A 22,315-nucleotide genomic window follows, 5' to 3' on the forward strand; every position below is an offset into this window, starting at 1 on the left:
TTTATTTTTCAGCTACGCTGACAGTTCCGGCGGGCTCAAGGGCAGCGACTTGTCAAAGATGAAAATACACGCGATCACCGCCCCCCTTTCCAAAGGGCGCCACCAGCGCTGCTGCGAGTGCGATCTGCTGTTCGTGCTGCCGCCGCTCAGCGGCAACCAGGCCGCCTATTGCCCGCGCTGCAACGCCAAGGTGGTGAACGGCCGCGACTGGTCGATGACGCGCCTGACCGCCATGGCGATCGCCATGCTGCTACTGATGCCGTTCGCCTTCACCGAACCGCTGATCAGCATCCGCCTGCTCGGCACGCGCATCGACGCCAGTTTGCTGGAAGGCATCTGGCAGATGAGCCGTCAGGGCGACCCGCTTACCGCCAGCATGGTGGCGTTCTGCACCATCGGCGCCCCGCTGACGCTGGCGCTGTCGTTGCTGTACCTGCGCTTCGGCCACGCGCTCGGCATGAACCTGCGGCCGGTGCTGCTGATGCTGGAGCGGCTGAAAGAGTGGGTGATGCTGGACATCTATCTGATCGGCATGGCGGTGGCGGCGATCAAGGTGCAGGATTACGCCGACATCCAGGCGGGCAGCGCGCTGATCGCCTACCTGTCGCTCACCCTGCTCAGCATCCTGACGCTGATCCACGCCAACCTGGAGCAGCTGTGGGAGCGTTACTATCCGCAGGAACAGCCGAAAGGCCCGCCGGCGGCGCTGCACATTTGCCTGTCCTGCCACTATACCGGCTACCCCGACGCGCGCGGCCGCTGCCCGCGCTGCCACGTGCCGATGTGCCACCGCCAGCCTTACAGCCTGCAGAAAACCTGGGCGGCGCTGATCGCGGCGATGATCCTGTTGATACCGGCCAACCTGCTGCCGATTTCCATCATTTACGCCAACGGCGTGCGCCTCGAAGACACCATATTCTCCGGCGTGGTCTCGCTGGCCACCTCCGGCAACGTGCCGATCGCCGCCATTGTGTTCATCGCCAGCGTGCTGGTGCCCTTTACCAAAGTGATCGTGCTGATCACGCTGTTGTTCAGCATTCACTTCAAAACCTCGCACAGCCTGAAGACGCGCATTCGTCTGCTGCGTCTGGTCGCCTGGATCGGCCGCTGGTCGATGCTCGATCTGTTCGTTATCGCCTTGATGATGTCGCTGGTAAACCGCGACCAGCTGTTATCTTTTACTATGGGACCGGCCGCGTTTTACTTTGGCTCGGCGGTCATTTTGACTATTCTTGCCGTTGAGTGGCTGGATAGCCGATTGATTTGGGATGCACATGCAACAGGAAACGCCGACTACACCGACTGAAGCGCGGGTCAAGAACAAGCGCCGCATTTCACCGTTCTGGTTACTGCCGTTCATCGCCCTGCTGATCGCCGGGTGGCTGGTCTATAACAATTTCCAGGAGCGCGGCACCACCGTCACCATCGATTTCCAATCGGCGGCGGGCATCGTCGCCGGCCGCACGCCGGTGCGCTATCAGGGCGTAGAGGTCGGCACGGTGCAGAAAATCAGCCTGAGCAAAGATTTGCGCAGCATCGTGGTGGAGGCCAGCATCAAAAGCGATCTGGAAGACTCGCTGCGCGAAGGCACTCAGTTCTGGCTGGTGACGCCCAAAGCCTCGCTGGCCGGGGTCTCCGGGCTCGATGCGCTGGTCGGCGGCAACTATATCGGCATGATGCCCGGCAGCGGCAAGGAGCAAACTCACTTCACCGCGCTCGATACCCAGCCGAAATACCGCCTGAACACCGGCGAGCTGATGATCCACCTGCACGCCGACGATCTCGGCTCGCTCAACAGCGGCTCGCTGGTCTACTACCGTAAAATCCCGGTCGGCAAGGTGTATGACTACACCATCAGCGAAGGCAACAAGGGCGTGACCATCGACGTACTGATCGACCGCCGTTTCGCCAACCTGGTGAAGAGCAACAGCCGCTTCTGGAATGTCTCCGGTTTCAAGGGCGATTTCAGCCTGTCCGGCGCGACGGTGCAAATGGAGAGCCTGGCGGCGCTGGTCAACGGCGCCATCGCCTTCGATTCGCCGGCCGATGGCCAGCAGGCCAAGGGCGATCAGAGCTATACCCTGTATCCGGATCTGGCCCACAGCCAGCGCGGCGTCAATATCCTGCTGGATCTGCCGAACGGCAACAGCCTGAGTGAAAACCGCACGCCGCTGATGTACCAGGGGCTGCAGGTCGGCACCCTGACCAAGCTGACGTTGCAACAGGACAGCAAAGTGGTCGGTGAACTGACCATCGATCCTTCGGTGGTCGATCTGATGCGCAGCGGCACCCGCATCGTGATGCGCAGCCCGCGCATCAGCCTCAACGACGCCAAGCTCAGCCAACTGCTGACCGGCACCACGCTGGAGTTGGTGCCGGGCGAAGGTGAGCCGCAGCAGCGCTTCAACGTGCTGGACAGCAGCGAAACGCTGTTGCAGCAGCCTGGCGTGCTGACCGTCACGCTGAATGCGCCGCAAAGCTACGGCATCGACGTCGGGCAACCGCTGGTGGTGCACGGCGTGAAAGTCGGCCAGATCCTGAGCCGCACCCTGACCGCCGGCGGCGTGGTGTTCACCGCCGCCATCGACGCGCAGTATCGCGGCCTGCTGCACAAAGACAGCAAATTCGTGGTCAACAGCCGGCTCGACGTCAGGCTGGGCATCGACGGCATGGAAGTGCTCGGCGCCAGCGCCCAGGAATGGGTGGACGGCGGCGTGCGCATTATTCCCGGCAGCAAGGGGGAACCGGGCGGCCAATACCCGCTGTACGCCAACAGCGAAAAAGCCGAGGAAGGCATCGTCGGCAACGCCCCTTCCACCACCCTGACCCTCAGCGCCACCAGCCTGCCGGACGTGCAGGCCGGTTCGGTGGTGCTGTACCGCAAATTCCAGGTGGGCGAGATCGTCAACGTTCGGCCGAAGGCCAACGAGTTTGAGGTTGACGTCTACATCAGCCCGGAATACCGCAAGCTGCTGACCCGCGAAAGCATCTTTTGGGCCGAAGGCGGCGCCAAGGTGCAGCTCAACGGCAGCGGGCTGACGGTGCAGGCTTCGCCGCTTAACCGCGCGCTGAAAGGCGCCATCAGCTTCGACAACCTGCAGGGCGTGACGCTCAACAAGGGCGCCAACCGCGTGCTGTACGCCAGCGAAACCGCCGCCCGCGCGGTGGGCAGCCAAATCATGCTGCGAACCTACGACGCCAGCAAGCTGTCGGCGGGCATGCCGCTGCGCTACCTCGGTATCGACGTCGGCCAGGTGGAGTCGCTGCAGCTGGCGCCGGAGCGCAATGAAGTGTTGGCCAAAGCGGTGCTGTATCCGGAATATGTGCACACTTTCGCGCGCCTGGGCAGCCGCTTCTCAATCGTTTCGCCGGAGATCTCCGCCGCCGGCGTCAGCAATCTCGATACCCTGCTCCAGCCTTATATCAACGTGGAGCCGGGGCGCGGCCGCGAGCTGCGCACCTTCGAGCTGCAGCAGGCCAGCATCACCGACTCGCGCTATCTCGACGGCCTGAGCGTAGTGCTCGACGCCGCCGAAACCGGCTCGCTGCAGATCGGCACGCCGGTGCTGTTCCGCGGCGTAGAGGTCGGCACCATCACCGGCTTCTACCTTGGCGCCATGTCCGATCGGGTGCACGTCGCGCTGCGCATCAGCAAGAAATATCAGCATCTGGTGCGCAACAACAGCGTGTTCTGGCTGGCTTCGGGTTACAACCTGCAGTTCGGCCTGACCGGCGGCGTGATCAAGAGCGGCACCTTCCAGCAGTTCATCCGCGGCGGTATCGCCTTCGCCACGCCGCCGACCATTCCGCTGGCGCCGAAAGCCACGCCGAACAAACACTTCCTGCTGAATCCGGAAGAGCCTAAGGACTGGAAAACCTGGGGCACCGCCATTCCGCGCGATTAAATTTCGCATTTTCCTCAGGGCCTGGCATCGCCAGGCCCTGTTTTTTTCCGCTTTGTGATAAACTCTCGCCCTTATCTTTATTGCACCCTGAGAGTTCGCCCCGTGGCCAAATCCACCGCCGTTTTTCTGCCCCCCGCTTTCCTTGACGCCACCCGCGCCATCATGCCCGCCGAGCTGGCGATGGACGATTTTATCGCCGCCTGCCAGCGCCCGCTGCGCCGCAGCCTGCGCGTCAATACGCTGAAAATCAGCGTCGCCGACTTCCTGGCGCTGGTGCAGGGTTACGACTGGCGACTGGAGCCCATTCCCTGGTGCGCGGAAGGGTTCTGGATCGAGCGCGACGATGAAGAGCTGCGCCTGGGCAGCGCCGCCGAACACCTGAGCGGCCTGTTCTACATTCAGGAAGCCAGTTCGATGCTGCCGGTCAGCGCGCTGTTCGCGGGCGGCGCGGCGCCGACTCGGGTGCTGGACGTGGCGGCGGCGCCGGGATCCAAAACCACCCAGATCGCCGCGCTGATGGGCAATCAGGGCGGGATCGTCGCCAACGAATACTCCGCCAGCCGGGTGAAAGTGCTGCACGCCAATATCAGCCGCTGCGGCGTGAAGAACACCGCGCTGACCCACTTCGACGGCCGGGTGTTCGGCGCCGCGCTGCCGGAGAGCTTCGACGCCATTCTGCTCGACGCCCCCTGCTCCGGCGAAGGCGTGGTGCGCAAGGATCCGGACGCCATGAGCAACTGGTCGCCACAGAGCGTGGCCGAGATCGCCGCCACCCAGCGCGAGCTGATCGACAGCGCGTTTCATGCGCTGGCGCCGGGCGGCGTGATGGTTTACTCCACCTGCACCCTCAATGCGCAGGAAAATCAGCAGGTGGTGCGCTGGCTGCTGGACACCTACGGCGACGCGGTCAGCATCGAGCCGCTGGGCGAGCTGTTCCCCGGCGCCGACAAGGCGCTGACCGCCGAAGGTTTCCTGCACGTCTTCCCGCAGATTTACGACAGCGAAGGCTTTTTCGTCGCCCGCCTGCGCAAACGGCGCGCCGTGGCGCCGTTGCCAAAGCCGACCTACAAAGTCGGTAAATTCCCGTTCAGCCCGCTGTCCGGCAAAGAAGCGGCGCAGGTCGCCCAAGCCGCCGCCGCATCCGGCTTAACCTGGGGCGATGACGGCCGGCTGTGGGAGCGCGACAAAGAGATCTGGCTGTTCCCGGCCGAGCTGGAACCGCTGTTCGGCAAGGTTCGCTTCTCGCGCATCGGCCTCAAACTGGCGGAGCGTTTCCCTAAAGGTTTCCGCTGGCAGCACGAGGCGGCGATCGCGCTGGCCGGCACCGGCGGCAAAGCGCATTTCGAGCTGGACGCCGCGCTGGCGCAGGAGTGGTATCACGGCCGCGATCTCTACCCGGAACTGCCGCCGGCGGGCGATGAATGCATCGTCACCTACCAGGGGCAGCCGCTGGGCATCGCCAAGCGCATCGGCAGCCGTATCAAGAACAACCTGCCGCGCGAGCTGGTGCGCGACGGCGCGCTGGATTTCCACCTGTAAACGATACCGCGCCGGGGAATTAAACGCCCCGGCGATAAAATAACGCTAATAATATTCCCATCACCGTTCGTTATTATTCTAATCATTTCAATTTATCGGTATACCTCACCTGTAAGCCCCGTCAGCCGGGGGATGGGAATAAAAAAGTTTCTCGCTTTCATCAAGACAATTCCCGATTCTTATTCTATTAATTAAAGTGCAGCTAAATGAATACGTTCAACCCACCTCTGGGTGGCGTCTTTGCGGGCTTTCTCTCATACGGCAAGGAATATAAGATGAAAAAAACTCTGATGGCATTGACCTCGGTAGCAACCCTGCTGTGCGCCAACGGCGCGGCTAACGCAGCAGGCACCATTCAAGGCACGCTAGGCGTGACGCTGACCATCGGCGCCGGTTGCGTCGTGGGTGGCGGCAACAGCAGCGGTTCCGTCAACGACTTCGGCTCCATCAGCTTCGGCACTTACTCTTCACTGGCCAACATCATCGACGCCAGCGCCACCGGCGCAGGGGGGGCCGGTACGCTGTCATTGACCTGCACCACCGGCACAGACTACACGGTGGCGCTGGACAACGGGCTCCACGTCACGTCAGGCACCCAACGCCGCATGGCCAGCACGGCAGGCGCATTCATCAGCTATAACCTTTACCAGGATGCCGCGCGCACCACCGCCTGGGGCAGCGGCGCCAACGCGCTGACCGGCACCGGCACCGGCGCCGCCGTTCCGCTGATCGTGTATGGCCGCGTGCCGGCGGCCGGTTCTACCCCAGCGGCGGACACCTATAACGACACCGTCACGATGACGGTTACCTGGTAACGGTGCGGCTCGCACTTTGCTGCGGAGGATTATGGGCGTGCAGCCTGTTGGCGCAGGCCGACAGTAAAACGGCGACCCTCGGCGTCAGCGCGACCTTGCTCAGCGCCTGTGAAGCCGGCAGCAGCTCAGGCGGCAACGTCAGCTTCGGCACGCTGAATTTCGGCACGCTGTATTTTCTCAGCACCGCCACCAGCGTCGCCGGGCAGCAAAACGCCGGCGCCATTCGGGTGAAATGCACCAACGGCACCAGCTACAGCGTTCTGCTTGGCGGCGGGCAAAGCGGCAATACCGCGGCCCGCTACCTGCAAAGCGCGGCCGGCCAACGGGTGAATTACAACCTGTACACCAACGCCGCCCACAGCACCATTTGGGACAATCTGACGGGCGTGTCACAAACCGCCAACGGTTCGGACAACTGGCTGCCGGTCTATGGCATGATTCCGGCGCAGTCCACGCCCCCGACAGGCAGCTACACCGACACGGTACAGGTCACGATCAATTGGTAATGACGATGCGCGCTTCCATTTGCGGTTTGCTGTTCTGCCTGCCGCTTTCCCCGGCTCAAAGCGATACCGGCGTCAACGACTTGACCAAAAGCCAGCCGTTCACCGTCAATGCAACCGTGGTAAAAGGCTGCGTATTGGGCAGCGGCGTCAGCGACGTGACCACCTTCGGCACCCTGAACTTCGGCCAACTGTCCTCACTGAGCAACGCGGTCAGCGTCGTCTCCAGCAGCGGCGCCGGTTCGGTGCTGTTTCGCTGCAACCCGGGGCTGAGCGTTACGCTGGCCCTCGGCGTCGGCAATCATGTGACCGGATCCATCGCCGGCGGCAGAAAATTACAAAACGCCGCCACGTCGGAAACGCTGCTGTATCAACTTTATCAAGACAGCAACTACGCCACCCTTTGGGGGGATGGCGCCAACGGCGGCGCGGCGCAGACCGTCGCCGCCACCGGCAGCACGCAAGAAATCAAGGTTTACGCCCGTCTGTTTTCGACCAGTACCCTGCCCACCAGTGGCGTTTACAGCGATACGGTCTTGTTGACGGTCACTTATTAAGTTTTTTTGCAATAAGGATGAGTTATGCGCATACCCTTCCGCCTGCCGTTAACGGCAGCCCTGCTCCTGGCAAGCCAGCAGCACGCCCTGGCCGCGGCCTCCATTCTCATTTGGCCAATCGATCCGGTGATTGAAGATCAACAACAGGCCACCGCGCTGTGGCTGGAAAATCGCGACAGCAAACCGGTCTATATGCAAATTCGCGTGTTGGGTTGGCGGCAAACCGCCGGCAAAGACGATTACAGCAACCAAAGCGACGTGATCGCCAGCCCGCCGGTGGCGTCGATCGCGCCAGGCAAACGCCAGCTGATACGCCTGATCAAACAGTCGGCCCCGGCGGCGGGACAGGAGCGCGCCTACCGCATTTTGGTCGATGAAGTGCCGGTGAAAGAACAGTCGTCGGGCGCCGCTCCCGGCGGTGCGGAGATGGGGCTGAAATTCCAGATGCGCTACTCGGTGCCGCTGTTCGTCAGCGGTAAGGGCATTTGGACCAAACAGGACAGCGAAAAACCGCGCGATTACGCGACCGCCAGCCAACCTCAGCTCAGCTATCGTCTACAGCAGCAAAGCAGCGAACGCTGGCTGGAGGTGCGAAATCAAGGCGCAGTGCATGCCCGCATGTCGAAAGTGACGCTGCAAGGCCGCAGCCTGAATCCCGGCCTGATGGGATACGTGCTGCCCGGTTCGCAAATGCGCTTCGCCTTGCCGCCCGCCGGCGGTTTCAGCAGCGGCAAACTGATGGCCACGGTCAATGACAACAAACAGCCCGTAGCCATTCCGTCTTATTGAGGCCCAGGTGCAGCCGACAGGGAGGCTATCGACGCGGCGTTTCAGCCTTAAGCCGCTGGCGTTTGCCATGCTGAGCATGGCGGCCGGCGGCTGGCTGCCGTTTGCGCTCGGCGACGATCTGCCGCCGCCGCCCAGCGCCGTCAGCATGCCGGACACCACGCTGTATCTGGAGCCGGTCGTCAACGGGCGCCAAACCGGCAACGTCGTGCCGGTCAACTACCGCGGCGGCCATTACTACATGACGCCCCAGCAACTGCTCGACGCCGGGCTGCCGGTAGCGGATAAGCAGGCGAAAGAGATCGCCGTCGATCGGCTGGAGAAGGTGGATGTCAGCTACAGCGGCGAGAGCCAGCAGTTGCTGATCAACGTGCCCAACGACTGGTTGCCGCAGCAAACCATCGGCGCCCATTCACCGTTGCAGCGCTTGCCGGCGCAAAGCAGCCTGGGTTTGCTGTTCAACTACGATATCTATGCCAGCCAAAGCAACGGCAATGGCCGGCCGGGCTACCTGTCGGCGTGGAGCGAACAGCGGCTGTTCGACGGGTTCGGCGTCATCGCCAACACCGGCATCTACCGCAGCGGGTTTAACGGCGGGCCGAACGACGATGGCGGGCGCTATATTCGATACGACAGCTACTGGCGTTTCAACGACGACCAGCGGATGCTGAGTGTGATCGCCGGTGACCTTACCACCGGCTCGCTCCCCTGGAGCAGCGCCGTGCGCATCGGCGGCTTGCAATTGGCGCGCAATTTCGCGGTGCGCCCGGATCTTATCACCTATCCGCTGCCGCAATTTTCCGGCCAGGCGGCATTGCCCAGCAGCGTCGATTTATACATCAACAGCTATAAAAACAGCACCACCAACATCAATCCCGGGCCGTTCACCCTCAACAGCGTGCCCTACATTAACGGCGCGGGTCAGGCCACCGTCGTCACCACTGACGCCCTCGGCCGCCAGGTCAGCACCACGGTGCCGTTCTACGTGGCCAGCAACCTGCTGCAGACCGGCATGAGCGATTTCAGCATTTCCACCGGTTTGCTGCGGCGCAACTACGGGTTGAATTCTGCCGATTACGGGCAATGGGTAGGCAGCGCCAGCTTACGTTACGGCGTCACTGATTGGTTAACCCTGGAAGGACGCGCCGAAGGCGCAGCCGAGTTGGCGGTTGGCGGCGCCGGCGCCGACCTTCGCGTCGGGCAATGGGGGGTTCTCAACGCGTCCTACAGCGTCAGCCAGGCCGGTGATGAAGCGTTTAACGGCGGACGGGCGATACAATCCCCCACCTATTACGATCCGCTGACCGGCAGGCCGTTGCAACAGCCGGATCCCCAGCCCGTCTATCGCTACACCGGCAACCACGGCGATCAGAGCAGCTTTGGTTACACCTACAGCAACCAACGTTTCAGCCTCAACGCCCAACGCATCCTGCGCAGCGCCGATTTTGGCGACATTTCCGTGTATAAAAACGACTACCGCCTGAGCCGCCGCACCGATCAGTTGACCGGCAGCGTCAGCCTGGGCCGGCTCGGCAGCCTCGGCGCCGGTTATTTTGACGTCCGCGACGCCATCGCTCAGCGAACCCGCCTGGTGAACCTGTCCTACAGCGTATCGCTTTGGCGCAACAGCAGCCTGTACGCCTCGCTGAACCGGGAAATCGGCAGCAGCGGTTACAGTGCCCAGCTGCAGCTCTCCATTCCGTTCGACAGTTGGGGTACCGCCAGCTTCAGCGCCGCGCGCGACAACAACAACCGCTGGAGCGAACGCGTCAGCTACAGCCGCGCCGCGCCGACCGATGGCGGTTTCGGCTGGAATCTGGCCTACGCCAATAACCCGAGCGGCGGCGATTACCGCCAGGCCGATCTGACCTGGCGCACCCGCAGACTCGAAGCCCGAGCGGGCGTATACGGCACCCGCGATGAAACCAACCACTGGGGAGAAATCAGCGGTTCGCTGGTGGCGATGAACGGCGGCGTGTACGCCACCAACACCATCAACGATGCCTTTGCGCTGGTGTCCACGCAAGGATACGCCGACATTCCGGTGAGCTATGAGAACCAGCCGATCGGCAAGACCGACGCCCAGGGCTATTTACTGGTGCCGACCGTCACCTCTTACTACCATGCGAAATTCCAGATTGATCCGCTCAACCTGCCCGCCGACGTCGCGCTGCCGACGGTGGAGAAAACCGTCGCCATTCGCGATCACAGCGGTTTTCTGGTTGAGTTCCCCATCCAACCCATCTCCGCCGCCGACGTCGAACTGGTTGACGAGCAAGGCAAACCGTTGGCCAATGGCAGCCAGGTGGCGGTGGTTGGCGGCAATCAGCAAAGCTATGTCGGTTGGGATGGCATGACCTATATCGACCCGGTGCAACAGCACAATCGGCTGAGCGTGATCCCGGCCGACGGCGGCCCGCCGTGTCAGGCGGAATTCAGCCTGGCGAAGCCTCAGGGCATCCAGCGCGTCGGCCCGGTTGTCTGCCGCTAATTCAACGACGGAGAGTCACTATGTTTCGGGGATTGAAAGCCTTCTTATTGTTAACCCTCTCGCTGCTGTTCTGTCAGCGCGCATTCGCCGACTGCGCCACCACCAACGGCACCGTCACCTTACCGGGAAGCAGCTCTTTCGTGGTCTACAACGGGCAGATCAACGCCCAGGGCACCGCCGGCCTCAACTGCACCGGCCTCGGGCTATCGCTGCTGTCGCAGAACACCGTCACGGTCAAGGTTGCGTCAACCACCAACGGCATGGCGGTCGCCAACACCGACGGTTCCGGCGATAAAATCGCCTACCTGATCTATCCCGACGCCAACTATCAATATCCCTACAGCATCGGGCAGACCATTGACTACAGCTCGCTGAACCTGCTGTCGCTGATCCTGATCTCTTCCAACGTCAACTTTCCGCTGTATATCAAAACCACCGCCGGCGCCAACGTGCGTTCGGGCACCTATACCGACACCATCAACCTGATCTGGAACTACCATATCTGCGGCCTCGGCGTGCTCGGCCTGTGCATCTGGTGGGACGGCGTCAACAAGGCCAGCACGGTCAGCGTCAGCGTCGCCATCACCAAAGACTGCCTGATCGGCACCGCGCCCAACGTCAACTTCGGCAGCATGGCGTTGGTCGGGCAGTTCAATCCTGTCAATCAGAGCATCACCCTGACCTGCACCAAAACCGAGGGATACAACACCTATTTCACCAACGGCAATAACCCGGTCTCCGGTTGGCGGCGTATGAAAAGCGGCACCAGCAATTTCATGCAGTATCAGATTTACTTGCCCAATACGACGACCGTTTGGGATAGCACCAACAAACAGAGCGGCGCCGGCACCGGGCTGGCGCAAAGCATCCCGTATAAGGCGGCGGTCAATGCGGCGCAGACGGAAGTGGCGGTCGGTAGCTATCAAGACAATCTCAGTTTTGTGGTGGAGTACTAGGCGCGGTGCTTTGCCGCCGTGGAAATTGTTTCCAAAATGTAATTTTTATGTGGCATTTTTTGCTCATTTGGCTATGCTCTTACCGATGGCCGCACTGGTCTAACCTCCTACCACACCATTGAGCAAGGAGTTCCCATGAGCAAAACCGTCGTAAAAATTGGCAGCTTCGAGGTCGATGACGCGCATCTTCACGCCGGCGCCGACCGCGCCGGCACCCTGAGCATTCCCTGCAAGTCCGATCCGGATCTGTGCATGCAGCTGGACGGTTGGGATGAACACACCAGCATTCCGGCGATCCTCGACGGCAAACAGTCACTGCTGTACAAGCAGCACTACGATCGGCAGGCGGACGCCTGGGTGATGCGGCTGGCATGAAAATGCATCAGAACTGCTGACGACGCGCTGTTTTCATCGGAAACAGCGCGTTTTTTTACGCGATGGCGATGCCGCGGCCGGCAAAGAAAGGGGTGAAGCGGCTGAGCGGCAGGTGCACCCGCTCGCGCGTCGCCGGGCTGTCGCCCGAAGGATTGTGGAAGGTCACGCTTTGCGCATCGGCGGCGGTGATCAGCACCAGATGCCCGCCCCGCTGCGGCGGTATGCTCTCCGGCCGGCGAATGGAGGGATGCACCGAGGCGATAAAGTAACGGCATTCTTGAAGCAGCGCCGGCACGTCAGCGGCCTCCAGCCCCACCTTCACCTCCGCTTGCAGCGCGAACTGCTCGCGTACGAACTCGACGAACGGCGCGTAAATCAGCCCCTTTATCCGCTCCCCTTCGCGCACATAGGCGCCGTAAGGCAGGCTGCGCCGCGCCAGCTCCAGCAGCGGCGGCGCTTCGCCGTCGCGGTGGCCCAGCACCATTTTCAGACAGGCCATGCCGCACACGTGATTGGCCCACTCGACGTACTCCGCCCGATCGCGGGCGCCGCTGCGCGCCCAATTTTCGTCTTGCGCCAGCGTCGCGCGGCCGGCGATCAGATCGGCGGCCAGTTCCGGGCTGGCCCACTGGCACTCGTAGGGAACGGCGCGCATAAGATTAGAATTTGTCGACGACTTTGAAATTCATCAGCACCAGCGTCATGTCCGGCGAGAACAGATCGTACTCTTCAAAGAAGCGCTGCAGCTCTTTGCGCCAGTGCGCCAGCGAGCGATCGCCCTCGCCTTCGGCAAAGGCGTGCGCTTCATCAACCTGATCGTAAGTTTTCATTTCCACCGCGGTCAGCTCGACCGCGCAGACCGGCTCACCCTTGCCGTCCACCACCAGGAACCGATCGCCGGCCTGCGGGATCCCCTCGCCGTCGAGGTTGGAACAGGTGGCCGTTTTGGTGCCATTGAGGATCAATTGCACCACTTCATCGGCCTGCTGCTCGGTATCGCCGAACGCCCAGCGCTCAAGGTGCTCGTATTTCTGTGGAATTGCCGTCGCCATGATTATACCTTTAGGAAAAATGCATCAATGCAGACAGGATAGTACAACGTATTGCCGGCCGTCTGCATCCGTCGCAAGCGCGACTGCGCGTTCCGCCACCGCCGCCTTTACGCGTTTTTACCGTTCTTCGCTGTGCCTGTCGCGCTGTCGGGCGCATACTGTGAACATTATTCACCCAATGGCGACCGCCAGGCGGCAACATGCGGCAAAATGACATCGATGCTGACGATACCTTCAGCGATTTACTCAACGGCGTCGCGTTAGTGACGCTTTTCCTCATCATCCTCGCCGGTGGATGGTATTTCAGCTAAAGGGGAAACAGCGTGGCAACAAAACGCATGGGCGCCAAGCTCAGTAAAATGGTGGTGGTGCTGCTGCTGATTTGCCTGGCGTTGCTGCTGTTGCGTTGGGCGGCGATAGCCTTCGGTTAATCCCGCGAAACGACGCCGGCCAAACGCCGGCGCCCTGCTCACCGCCGCCGCGGCGCGGTCGGCTCCAGCAACTCCCGCAAATAGGCCAAGCGCGCCTCTCCCTGCGGCAACCAGCGGCGACACAGCCAATGCTGCGTTTCACCCGTGCGGCTCAGGCGGTAGTACTTCGTAAAGGTTTCGACCCAGTTCATGATGTTTTCTCCTGCTTTTCGACACCGCAAGTATTGAGCGTAAAAACCAGAAGAAATACTGATGGCTTGCTTTTTATGCTTCCTGTTTTAGGCAGCCGGTAGCGAAGCCGCAGTTCAGCTGCTACATTGGGCAAAAATCAACCAACCGAGGTAGGCCATGACGTTCTCGGAACAGGAGATTAAACCCGTATGGGATGAGGTCGCACGCCTGATCGGCGACGGCGTGATGCAGTTGCGCCATCGCGGCGAAGCGCTGTCGGTGGAAACGCTGGAAAAACATCTGGCGCGGCAGTTGGCGGACAGCAACGATATCGAACGGCGCATCCTGCTCGGCGCCGCCATCAACATGCTGAAAGGCGGAAAATGAATCGCCAACCGAAAAGGTTGGCGATCCGACAGAAGCCCGAGGTATGCAAGCCCGGCCTTCTGCGCGCTACTATGTCACGCTAATATGACGGAATTAATAGGAATTGTCGGGTTTTTGCCCAAAACGCCCTATTTTTGTTGCCTGCATTACGCCAACACGAAATCACCCGCATCCAGCGGCTGCCCCACCACTTTCACCAGGAAATCGCTGCCGGTGTTGAACAGCGTCAGATCGTTCTTGTCTTCACCGCGCACGAAGTCGCGGATCCAATCCGCCGGTGGCGGTGAGGAAGTCGCGATCGGTATTGGAATTGAAACCGTAGATCGTATCGCCGATGCGGGTGTGCATGTTGGCGCCGTAGAAATGCGGGATCGCCGTGATGTCGTTGAGCAATGGCCCGGATGAGTACGCGCCTTTAAAGTCCTGCCCGATGTTGCTTTCGCTGAAATAGCTCATCACGCTGTGGGTGCGGCTGTCCTCGAAATAAAAAACCGGGGCAATCCAACCCCGGCTATCCATAAGAAATTCTGGACTCAGACTAACCAACCGAGCAGCAGCGTCGCGCCAATGACCGTGGAAGCGCCGCCGATGCGCGTGGCGATTTGGGCGAACGGCATTAGCCCCATGCGGTTCGATGCCGACAGGATCGCCACGTCACCGGTGCCGCCCAGGCCGCTGTGACAACAGGTGACGATCGCCGCTTCCACCGGGAACATCTTCAGGTAAGGCGCAATCATGAAACTGACCAGCCCCATCGACAGCACCACCGAACCGCAGACCACCACATAACCGACCGAGAACACCGCCACCACGCTTTCCAGCGGCACGTACAGCATGCCCAGACCGATCATCAGCGGCCACACCAGCGCGGTGGAGACGAACTTGTAGAAACTGTGCGCGCCGGTCTCCATCGAGGCCGGGATCACCCGGCAGTATTTGCACAGCACCGCGAACAGGATCATCAGCACCGGGCCGGGAATATGCACGATGTGTTCAAACAGGCCGCCGACGATAAAGAAGGCGCAGATCACCAGCAACCCGCCGCCCATCAGTTGGAAATCGACGTTGCCGCTTTGCTCCTTGATGGCGAACATCGCGTTCTCCTGCGCCGAGCGGATCAGCATGCCGTCGCCGCTCAGCGCCTTGCGCTGCATGCCGATGCGCGCCAGCACCCCGGCGGTCACGATGGCGAAGATGTTGCCCAGCACCGCCGCCGGCGCCAGCTGCGCGACGTAGACGTCCGGCGTCGCTCCCAGGATCGCCGAATAGGCCAGCGACAGCGGTAAAATCCCCTCGCCGATGCCGCCGCCGATGATCGGCACGATGATGAAGAAGAAGGTGTGATAAAAGGTAAAGCCGAACAGCTTGCCCACCAGCAGCCCGGTGATCACCGCCGTCACCGTACCAACCACCAAGGGCACAAACATGCGAATCATCCCCTGAATCAGGATCACCCGGTTCATGCCGAGAATGCTGCCGACCACCAGACTGGCGATGACGAAATAGAGCAGGTTGGCGTCTTTCATCAGCAGATGAACGGTGCCCATGACGTTAGGCTGGAAGACATTGAAATAGACCAACACCGACGGCACCATCAAACACAGAATGGCCGGCCCGCCGATATCGCGCAGCACGGGAATGCTTTTTCCCAACTGCGCCAGCGCAAAGCCCAGCGTCATTATCACCGCCAGGCCGCCGATCATATTCTTCGGCAGGAAGTTGGCGTAGGCGGAAATCGCCACGATCGCGCAAATCGTGATAAACAACGCGATCGGCACCGCACCGATATCTATTTGACGAAGTTGATTAATTAATCCTGAGGATTCGGACGATGCCGCATTTTTATCACAGGCCAGTTCTGCATTTATCTGTTTCATTATTCACCCTGCTGACAAGCGTACAGTACGGTTAGATTCACCTGGCGCAACAGTCCTACCATAGCCAAGCAAAAACAAATGATTACGAAAAATCCTATTGTGGATTTCGCTTTTTCTAATAAGAAATAAAACAGTGGACAGCCCTGACGATATGATAAAAAATAAAAATGCAAAACTAAATTACGCCGGCGAAATTCAATATTGTGACCCTCCGCCAAGGTTGGTTTTAATTAATTATCGTCAGCATTTTGTAATTAAAGTAAGCAGGCTTAAATTCGCTGCTATGCTATAGGAGGGCGAAAAAGCCCCCTGTTTTATTAATAAAGAACCGGAAACGCATTAGCTGAATCCGGTCAGCTTGATCCGAACCTTAATCCTGCGCGCGGCACCGCACGGGAAAGAGGCATAATATGACTCATAAGGAAGTAGAATATGTCTTCACGCACTGTTACCCCACAAACCCTCGCTCGCTACGGCATTCATCAGGCCGCCGACATCGTCTATAACCCCAGCTATGAATTGCTGTTCGCCGAAGAGACCCGCGCCGACCTGCCGCCGCTGGAACGCGGCACCCTCACCCAACTCGGCGCGGTCAACGTCGCGACCGGTGAGTTCACCGGCCGTTCGCCGAAGGACAAATACATCGTGCGCGACGACACCACGCGCGATACCGTCTGGTGGTCGGACAACGGCACCGGCAAGAACGACAACCAGCCGCTCTCCCCGGAGGTCTGGCAGCATCTGAAAACGCTGGTGGGCAACCAGCTCTCCGGCAAGCGTCTGTTCGTGGTCGACGCGTTCTGCGGCGCCAACGCCGACACGCGCCTGAAAGTGCGCTTCATCACCGAGGTGGCCTGGCAGGCGCACTTCGTGAAAAACATGTTCATTCGCCCGAGCGACGCCGAACTGGCGGACTTCGAGCCGGACTTCGTGGTGCTGAACGGCGCCAAATGCACCAACCCGGACTGGCAGCAGCAAGGGCTGCATTCGGAGAACTTCGTCGCCTTCAACCTGACGGAACGCATGCAGCTGATCGGCGGCACCTGGTACGGTGGCGAGATGAAGAAAGGCCTGTTCTCGATCATGAACTACCTGCTGCCGCTGAAGGGCATCGCCTCGATGCACTGCTCGGCCAACGTCGGCGAGCAAGGCGACGTGGCGGTGTTCTTCGGCCTATCCGGCACAGGCAAAACCACCCTCTCCACCGATCCGAAGCGCCAGCTGATCGGCGATGACGAGCACGGCTGGGACGACGACGGCGTGTTCAACTTCGAAGGCGGCTGCTACGCCAAGACCATCAAGCTGTCGCCGCAGGCGGAGCCGGAAATCTATCAGGCGATCCGCCGCGATGCGCTGCTGGAAAACGTCACCGTGCTGGCCGACGGCAGCATCGACTTCGACGACGCCAGCAAGACCGAGAACACCCGCGTTTCCTATCCGATTTATCACATCGAGAACATCGTCAAACCGGTGTCCAAAGCCGGCCATGCGCGCAAGATCATCTTCCTGACCGCCGACGCCTTCGGCGTACTGCCGCCGGTATCGCGCCTGACGCCGGAGCAGACCCAGTACCATTTCCTGTCCGGCTTCACCGCCAAGCTGGCCGGCACCGAGCGCGGCATCACCGCGCCGACGCCGACCTTCTCCGCCTGCTTCGGCGCCGCGTTCCTGACGCTGCACCCGACGCAGTACGCCGAAGTGCTGGTGAAACGCATGGAGGCCGCCGGCGCCCAGGCTTACCTCGTTAACACCGGCTGGAACGGCAGCGGCAAACGTATTTCGATCAAGGATACGCGCGGCATTATCGACGCCATTCTGAATGGCGACATTGAGCAGGCCGAGACGTTCACGCTGCCGATCTTCGGGCTGGACGTGCCGACCGCGCTGCCGGGCGTCGATCCGTCGATCCTCGATCCGCGCAAAACCTACGCCGACGAGTCGCTGTGGCAGGAGAAAGCGCAGGATTTGGCGCAGCGCTTTATCGATAACTTCGCCAAATATACCGTCACCCCGGCGGGTGAAAAATTGGTGAACGCCGGGCCTAAACGGTAACGGCATTCCCCCGCTCAAGGGCCGATTCGTCGGCCCTTTTTTGTTTTCACTCTTCCGCCATCCACTGCGTTCGCCGATGTTTGCCCCGAATGGTGGCGTATCGACAGCATGCGCTGAGCGCCTCACAGTTCCCGCTGAAATCAATTGATTGTTTTGTCGTATAAATTTAGAACTGACGAACAATAATTCAAAAGTATGGGAACGGGGATGAATCAACAGACTCTCGACGCGCGCCGCTCGCGTCAGGCGTTGCTGGCCGGCTCGGTCGGCAACTTTATCGAATGGTATGAGTTCGGGGTGTACGGGTTCCTGGCCACCGTTATCGCCGCCAATTTTTTCACGCTGCAGGGTGAAAACGAAATCACCAGCCTGATCCTCACCTACGCCGCCTTCGCGCTGGCGTTTTTCTGTCGGCCGATCGGCGCGGTGATATTCGGCCGCATCGGCGATCGCATCGGCCGTCGCCCAACGCTGATTGCGGTTCTGCTGTTGATGACGCTGGCCACCGCGCTGATCGGCGTCATGCCAACCTATGCCTCGATCGGCGTCGCCGCCCCGCTGTTGCTGACGCTGCTGCGCATGTTTCAGGGGCTGTTCGCCGGCGGCGAATTCGGCGGCGCCGTGTCGCTGATGACCGAGTTCGCCCCGAAGGGCAAGCGTGGGCTGTTCGGCGCCTGGCAGTCGCTGACCGTCGCGCTCGGCCTGTTGGCCGGGGCTGGACTGGTGGCGCTGCTGGCCGCGCTGCTCAGCGTGCAACAGCTGCATGACTGGGGCTGGCGTATTCCCTTCCTGCTGGCGCTGCCGATGGGCGCCGTGGCGCTGTGGCTGCGGCTCAAGCTCGAAGAGACGCCCACGTTCACCCAGGCGCAGCAACATGCGGAACACGCCGCCGCGCCGCCGGAAGCGAAGCTGGGCGGCGTGGTGAAAACCATACTGATCGGCATCGGCCGCATGATGGGCTGGTCGGCCGCCGGCTATACCTTCCTGGTGGTGATGCCTTCCTATTTGCAAACCTCATTGTACGCCACCTTCCAGCAGGCGCTGGTGGCGACGGTGCTGGCCAACGTCGGCTTCGCCCTGACCATTCTGCCGGCGGGCATCATCAGCGACAAACTGGGGCGTAAAACGGTGATGCTGACGGCGGTGGCGGCGGTGATCCTGCTCACTTTCCCACTGCTGCACCTGTTGCAGGATGCGCAGAGTTCACTGTGGGCCAAAGGGCTGGCGGTCATGATCGCCGGTGCCGTGGTTGGCCTGCTGGCCGGTCCCGGCCCGGCGATGCTGGCTGAGATGTTCCCGACCCGGGTGCGCTATACCGGCTTGGGGCTGGCTTACTCGCTGTCCAATGCGGTGTTTTCCGGTTCGGCCGGGCTGATTATCACCGGCCTGATCAAACAGACCGGTAATATCGACATTCCCGCTTACTACGTGGTCGCCACCTCGGTGGTCAGCCTGTTTGCGCTGATGACGCTGCGCCGCGACGACCATCTGCGCTCGCTGAACGAACGTTAATCTTCCGGGGGGCGCATCGCCCCCTTGCCAACCCGTGACCTCGATCACAAGGCACAAATGTTAACGTTAACTTTTGTGATTAACATCGCATGCGTGACATCTGCCAGCTTCATCCCCTTGCGAGTTAACGTTAACAATAGAGCTAACTTCACTCACCGGGGCCTTACCCATGAACCGCGAAACTAAAAAATATTACGTGCTGCTCAGCGGCCTGCTGTTCTTCTTTTTCTTCACCTGGTCTGCCAGCTTTTCGCTGATCTCGCTGTGGCTGAATCAGAAGATCGGCCTGAAAGGCGCCGAGACCGGCCTGATCTTCTCCGCCATCTCGTTGGTGGCGCTGTGCGCACAGCCGCTGTACGGGTTTATTCAGGACAAACTTGGGCTGCGCAAGCACCTGCTGCAGTTTCTCGGCGTGATGCTGCTGCTGACCGGCCCGTTCTTTATCTACGTTTACGCCCCGCTGCTGGCGAGCAGCCTGCCGCTCGGCGCGCTGGTCGGCGGGGTATTTATCGGCGCCACCTTCTTCGCCGGCATCGGCGCGCTGGAATCTTATACCGAGCGAGTCAGCCGCATCAGCGGTTTCGAATTCGGCCGCGCCCGCATGTGGGGATCGCTCGGCTGGGCCAGCGCCACCTTTTTGGCCGGTTTTATCTTCAATATCGATCCGAACATCAATTTCTGGCTGGCCTCCGCCGCCGCCGTGGTATTCCTGTTGCTGCTCAGCCAGGTGCGCGAGCTGAAGCCGAACGCCATGGCCGGCCTGGCGTTCGGCAAACCGGAAAATCTGCGGCTGCAGGATGCGCTCGCGCTGCTGCGTATGCCGGGCTTCTGGGCGCTGGTGGTGTTTGTGCTCGGTATCAGCGTGTACAACGTTTTCGATCAGCAATTTTCGGTCTACTTCGCTTCGCAGTTCGCTTCACGCGAACAGGGCAACGAGATGTACGGCTTCCTCAACTCGCTGCAGGTCTTCCTCGAAGCCGGCGGTATGTTCCTGGCGCCGCTGCTGGTGAACCGCATCGGCGCCAAACAGGGGTTGTTGCTGGCCGGTGGCGTGATGGCGCTGCGCATGTTCGGCTCCGGCTTGGTCAGCGGCGCATTGATGATCTCCGCCATGAAACTGCTGCACGCCGTAGAGTTGCCGATCCTGCTGATCGCTATCTTCAAATACATCGCCAGCCGCTTCGACAGTCGCCTCTCCTCAACGCTTTACCTGGTGGGCTTTCAGTTCATCACCCAGGTGATGGCCAGCTTCCTGTCGCCGCTGGCGGGCTACGGTTATGACCGCATCGGCTTTGCCGACACCTATCTGCTGATGGGGTGCGCGGTCGCCGCCACGACGCTTGTCTCCTGTTTCCTGCTGCGCGGCGAACGTTCCGCCGGCGCAACCCCCTTTCAATCCGCCATTAAATCAAGCGAGTCTATCCAATGAACACTGCCTTAGCTCAAGCCGACCATGCGGTCGAGGCCCTGCGCGCAGAGCGCCGAGACGAATACTACCCGCAGTTCCATCTCGCGCCGCCCGCCGGCTGGATCAACGATCCCAACGGCCTGATCTGTATTGACGGCGTCTATCATGCCTTCTTCCAGCATCACCCCTACAGCGAACACTGGGGGCCCATGCACTGGGGGCACGCGACCAGCCGCGATCTGATCCGCTGGCAGCACCAGCCCATCGCCCTGGCGCCCGATGCGCCCTATGACAAAGACGGTTGTTTTTCCGGCTGCGCCGTGGATGACAACGGCGTGCTGACGCTGATTTACACCGGCCACGTGTGGCTGGGCGAGCCCGGCGACGACAGCCAGGTGCGGGAAGTGCAATGTCTGGCCACCAGCGAAGATGGCATACGCTTCGTTAAACATGGGCCGGTGCTGGCCCCGCCGGACGGCATTCAGCATTTCCGCGATCCGAAAGTCTGGCGCGAGAACGGCGAATGGTGGCTGGTGGTCGGCGCCAAAGAAAACGGTCTCGGCCAGGTGCGCCTGTACCGTTCTGCAGACCTGCGCGCCTGGCGCTTCGATCGGGTGCTGGCCGGCGCGCTGGCGGCGCATCAAGGGTATATGTGGGAATGTCCGGATTTCTTCCCGCTGGGTGAACAGCACCTGTTGCTGTTCTCGCCGCAGGGGCTGGCGGCACAGGGCTACCGCTACCGCAATCGCTTCCAGAGCGGTTATCTGCTCGGCCACTGGCGGCCGGACGGCGACTTCAGGGTGACACAGCCCTTCTGCGAGCTGGATGCCGGGCACGATTTCTATGCGCCGCAAACCTTCACCGCCGCCGATGGCCGTCGGCTGCTGTTTGCCTGGATGGATATGTGGGAATCCCCGATGCCCAGCAAAGCGCACCGTTGGGCCGGCGCCCTCACCCTGCCGCGCGAGCTGACGCTGGCCGCCGACGGCAGCGTCCTCATGAACCCGGCGCGTGAACTGACGGCGCTGCGGCGAGAATCGCACACCTTTTTGGCACAGGCGCTGACCAATCAGCATCTGCCGCTGGCGGACGACGTGCAGGAACTCACCCTGACGTTGAGACCGGCCGACAGCGACGCCGAGCGTTACGGGCTGGCCATCGGGAATGCGGCGCGCCTATTCGTCGACAATCAGGCGCACCGACTGGTGCTGGAACGTTTTCATGACAACCCCGCCCTGTGCACCTGCCGCAGCGTGCCGCTGCCAGAAGGTGACACCCTGTCACTACAGATCTTCATTGACCGCTCATCGCTGGAGATCTTCGTCAATCAGGGGCAGGCCTGCCTGACCAGCCGCATCTATCCGACGGCGGGCGAGCGCCACCTCAGCCTGTTCGCCGAAGGCGGCCGGGCACAGTTCGAGCCCATCACGGGATGGCAGTTGGCAAGCCTCTGGGGATAATGGGAATGAGCACCGGGCGCGCAGCGACGCACCCGGTG

The 22,315-nt window shown here is 61.1% G+C and carries 20 protein-coding genes and 1 pseudogene; 16 read left to right on the forward strand and 5 right to left on the reverse strand.

The features are described 5' to 3' along the window. Window positions 1-58: 58 nt before the first annotated feature. From yebS to ACJ8HN_RS07305, 10 genes are all read left to right on the forward strand, one after another. A complete protein-coding gene (gene yebS / locus ACJ8HN_RS07260; RefSeq protein WP_041037977.1) occupies window positions 59-1,306 on the forward strand; it encodes a membrane integrity lipid transport subunit YebS in 1,248 nt (415 codons plus the stop codon). After that, window positions 1,275-3,905, forward strand: a complete 2,631-nt coding sequence (locus tag ACJ8HN_RS07265; protein ID WP_442523214.1) for an MlaD family protein — start codon at window positions 1,275-1,277, stop codon at window positions 3,903-3,905. Before yebS ends, ACJ8HN_RS07265 begins: the two co-directional genes overlap by 32 nt. 102 nt (window positions 3,906-4,007) lie before the next feature. Next, a complete protein-coding gene (gene rsmF, locus ACJ8HN_RS07270; RefSeq protein WP_442523215.1) occupies window positions 4,008-5,444 on the forward strand; it encodes a 16S rRNA (cytosine(1407)-C(5))-methyltransferase RsmF in 1,437 nt (478 codons plus the stop codon). Between the two features lie 275 nt (window positions 5,445-5,719). Beyond that, window positions 5,720-6,259 (forward strand): Csu type fimbrial protein, encoded by a 540-nt coding sequence (locus tag ACJ8HN_RS07275; RefSeq protein WP_033638282.1) that lies wholly within the window; start codon window positions 5,720-5,722, stop codon window positions 6,257-6,259. A 2-nt stretch (window positions 6,260-6,261) separates the two neighbouring features. Then, window positions 6,262-6,765, forward strand: coding sequence for a Csu type fimbrial protein (locus ACJ8HN_RS07280; RefSeq protein ID WP_071998115.1), 504 nt, complete (start codon window positions 6,262-6,264; stop codon window positions 6,763-6,765). 5 nt (window positions 6,766-6,770) lie between these two features. Then, complete coding sequence (locus ACJ8HN_RS07285; protein ID WP_086557004.1) at window positions 6,771-7,319, forward strand: Csu type fimbrial protein; 549 nt, start codon at window positions 6,771-6,773, stop codon at window positions 7,317-7,319. 24 nt (window positions 7,320-7,343) lie between these two features. Further along, window positions 7,344-8,108: a fimbrial biogenesis chaperone gene (locus ACJ8HN_RS07290; protein ID WP_033653896.1), complete on the forward strand. Its 765-nt coding sequence runs from the start codon at window positions 7,344-7,346 to the stop codon at window positions 8,106-8,108. A gap of 67 nt (window positions 8,109-8,175) precedes the next feature. Beyond that, window positions 8,176-10,596, forward strand: coding sequence for a fimbria/pilus outer membrane usher protein (locus tag ACJ8HN_RS07295; RefSeq protein ID WP_172904830.1), 2,421 nt, complete (start codon window positions 8,176-8,178; stop codon window positions 10,594-10,596). Window positions 10,597-10,616: 20 nt separating this feature from the next. Next, on the forward strand, window positions 10,617-11,552 hold the full coding sequence (locus ACJ8HN_RS07300; protein ID WP_033638278.1) for a Csu type fimbrial protein: 936 nt from the start codon (window positions 10,617-10,619) through the stop codon (window positions 11,550-11,552). Between the two features lie 135 nt (window positions 11,553-11,687). Next, a complete protein-coding gene (locus ACJ8HN_RS07305) occupies window positions 11,688-11,927 on the forward strand; it encodes a DUF1480 family protein (protein WP_004931517.1) in 240 nt (79 codons plus the stop codon). 55 nt (window positions 11,928-11,982) lie between these two features. Here ACJ8HN_RS07305 and ACJ8HN_RS07310 read toward each other — a convergent pair whose 3' ends face one another. Both ACJ8HN_RS07310 and ACJ8HN_RS07315 read right to left on the reverse strand, forming a co-directional pair. After that, window positions 11,983-12,582 (reverse strand): hypothetical protein, encoded by a 600-nt coding sequence (locus tag ACJ8HN_RS07310; protein ID WP_033646337.1) that lies wholly within the window; start codon window positions 12,580-12,582, stop codon window positions 11,983-11,985. 4 nt (window positions 12,583-12,586) lie between these two features. Continuing rightward, window positions 12,587-12,979 carry an ASCH domain-containing protein gene (locus ACJ8HN_RS07315; RefSeq protein ID WP_033638276.1) on the reverse strand — a complete coding sequence of 131 codons (393 nt, stop codon included), beginning with the start codon at window positions 12,977-12,979 and terminating at the stop codon, window positions 12,587-12,589. 338 nt (window positions 12,980-13,317) lie between these two features. Here ACJ8HN_RS07315 and yniD point away from each other — a divergent pair, with 338 nt between their 5' ends. Further along, window positions 13,318-13,410: a small membrane protein YniD gene (gene yniD / locus ACJ8HN_RS07320; RefSeq protein ID WP_223307179.1), complete on the forward strand. Its 93-nt coding sequence runs from the start codon at window positions 13,318-13,320 to the stop codon at window positions 13,408-13,410. A gap of 38 nt (window positions 13,411-13,448) precedes the next feature. Here the strand turns inward: yniD and ACJ8HN_RS07325 are convergent, their stop codons facing one another. Then, window positions 13,449-13,601 carry a hypothetical protein gene (locus ACJ8HN_RS07325; protein ID WP_192832967.1) on the reverse strand — a complete coding sequence of 51 codons (153 nt, stop codon included), beginning with the start codon at window positions 13,599-13,601 and terminating at the stop codon, window positions 13,449-13,451. A 157-nt stretch (window positions 13,602-13,758) separates the two neighbouring features. On the opposite strand from ACJ8HN_RS07325, the gene ACJ8HN_RS07330 reads away from it, so the two are divergent. Further along, on the forward strand, window positions 13,759-13,968 hold the full coding sequence (locus ACJ8HN_RS07330; RefSeq protein ID WP_004931526.1) for a hypothetical protein: 210 nt from the start codon (window positions 13,759-13,761) through the stop codon (window positions 13,966-13,968). 273 nt (window positions 13,969-14,241) lie between these two features. Here the strand turns inward: ACJ8HN_RS07330 and ACJ8HN_RS07335 are convergent. Beyond that, window positions 14,242-14,454, reverse strand: a pseudogene (locus ACJ8HN_RS07335) (M10 family metallopeptidase C-terminal domain-containing protein); the annotation flags it as partial. 47 nt (window positions 14,455-14,501) lie between these two features. After that, window positions 14,502-15,845 (reverse strand): 2-hydroxycarboxylate transporter family protein, encoded by a 1,344-nt coding sequence (locus ACJ8HN_RS07340; protein WP_049212633.1) that lies wholly within the window; start codon window positions 15,843-15,845, stop codon window positions 14,502-14,504. A gap of 432 nt (window positions 15,846-16,277) precedes the next feature. Between ACJ8HN_RS07340 and pckA the strand changes: the two genes are divergently transcribed. The 4 genes from pckA to ACJ8HN_RS07360 all read left to right on the forward strand — a co-directional run bounded on the left by pckA (window position 16,278) and on the right by ACJ8HN_RS07360 (window position 22,277). Beyond that, on the forward strand, window positions 16,278-17,897 hold the full coding sequence (pckA, locus tag ACJ8HN_RS07345) for a phosphoenolpyruvate carboxykinase (ATP) (RefSeq protein ID WP_442523216.1): 1,620 nt from the start codon (window positions 16,278-16,280) through the stop codon (window positions 17,895-17,897). Window positions 17,898-18,104: 207 nt separating this feature from the next. Beyond that, window positions 18,105-19,409, forward strand: coding sequence for an MFS transporter (locus ACJ8HN_RS07350; protein ID WP_442523217.1), 1,305 nt, complete (start codon window positions 18,105-18,107; stop codon window positions 19,407-19,409). Between the two features lie 169 nt (window positions 19,410-19,578). Further along, window positions 19,579-20,838, forward strand: coding sequence for an MFS transporter (locus ACJ8HN_RS07355; RefSeq protein ID WP_049211479.1), 1,260 nt, complete (start codon window positions 19,579-19,581; stop codon window positions 20,836-20,838). Beyond that, window positions 20,835-22,277, forward strand: coding sequence for a glycoside hydrolase family 32 protein (locus ACJ8HN_RS07360; protein WP_442523218.1), 1,443 nt, complete (start codon window positions 20,835-20,837; stop codon window positions 22,275-22,277). The genes ACJ8HN_RS07355 and ACJ8HN_RS07360 overlap by 4 nt, the downstream gene beginning before the upstream one ends. The last annotated feature ends 38 nt before the right edge of the window (window positions 22,278-22,315 follow it).

The organism is Serratia sp. CY29653, from assembly GCF_052169255.1.
Classification (GTDB): domain Bacteria; phylum Pseudomonadota; class Gammaproteobacteria; order Enterobacterales; family Enterobacteriaceae; genus Serratia; species Serratia sarumanii.

Excerpts from the sequence above, each read along its gene's own strand:
- ACJ8HN_RS07300 (WP_033638278.1), top strand. The coding sequence starts at position 10,617 with ATGTTTCGGGGATTGAAAGCCTTCTTATTGTTAACCCTCTCGCTGCTG.
- ACJ8HN_RS07325 (WP_192832967.1), bottom strand. The coding sequence starts at position 13,601 with ATGAACTGGGTCGAAACCTTTACGAAGTACTACCGCCTGAGCCGCACG.
- ACJ8HN_RS07340 (WP_049212633.1), bottom strand. The coding sequence starts at position 15,845 with ATGAAACAGATAAATGCAGAACTGGCCTGTGATAAAAATGCGGCATCG.
- ACJ8HN_RS07350 (WP_442523217.1), top strand. The coding sequence starts at position 18,105 with ATGAATCAACAGACTCTCGACGCGCGCCGCTCGCGTCAGGCGTTGCTG.
- ACJ8HN_RS07305 (WP_004931517.1), top strand. The coding sequence starts at position 11,688 with ATGAGCAAAACCGTCGTAAAAATTGGCAGCTTCGAGGTCGATGACGCG.
- yniD (WP_223307179.1), top strand. The coding sequence starts at position 13,318 with ATGGGCGCCAAGCTCAGTAAAATGGTGGTGGTGCTGCTGCTGATTTGC.
- ACJ8HN_RS07360 (WP_442523218.1), top strand. The coding sequence starts at position 20,835 with ATGAACACTGCCTTAGCTCAAGCCGACCATGCGGTCGAGGCCCTGCGC.
- ACJ8HN_RS07290 (WP_033653896.1), top strand. The coding sequence starts at position 7,344 with ATGCGCATACCCTTCCGCCTGCCGTTAACGGCAGCCCTGCTCCTGGCA.
- ACJ8HN_RS07315 (WP_033638276.1), bottom strand. The coding sequence starts at position 12,979 with ATGGCGACGGCAATTCCACAGAAATACGAGCACCTTGAGCGCTGGGCG.
- ACJ8HN_RS07275 (WP_033638282.1), top strand. The coding sequence starts at position 5,720 with ATGAAAAAAACTCTGATGGCATTGACCTCGGTAGCAACCCTGCTGTGC.
- ACJ8HN_RS07265 (WP_442523214.1), top strand. The coding sequence starts at position 1,275 with ATGCAACAGGAAACGCCGACTACACCGACTGAAGCGCGGGTCAAGAAC.
- ACJ8HN_RS07295 (WP_172904830.1), top strand. The coding sequence starts at position 8,176 with ATGCTGAGCATGGCGGCCGGCGGCTGGCTGCCGTTTGCGCTCGGCGAC.
- ACJ8HN_RS07310 (WP_033646337.1), bottom strand. The coding sequence starts at position 12,582 with ATGCGCGCCGTTCCCTACGAGTGCCAGTGGGCCAGCCCGGAACTGGCC.
- ACJ8HN_RS07330 (WP_004931526.1), top strand. The coding sequence starts at position 13,759 with ATGACGTTCTCGGAACAGGAGATTAAACCCGTATGGGATGAGGTCGCA.
- ACJ8HN_RS07355 (WP_049211479.1), top strand. The coding sequence starts at position 19,579 with ATGAACCGCGAAACTAAAAAATATTACGTGCTGCTCAGCGGCCTGCTG.
- ACJ8HN_RS07285 (WP_086557004.1), top strand. The coding sequence starts at position 6,771 with ATGCGCGCTTCCATTTGCGGTTTGCTGTTCTGCCTGCCGCTTTCCCCG.
- yebS (WP_041037977.1), top strand. The coding sequence starts at position 59 with ATGAAAATACACGCGATCACCGCCCCCCTTTCCAAAGGGCGCCACCAG.
- pckA (WP_442523216.1), top strand. The coding sequence starts at position 16,278 with ATGTCTTCACGCACTGTTACCCCACAAACCCTCGCTCGCTACGGCATT.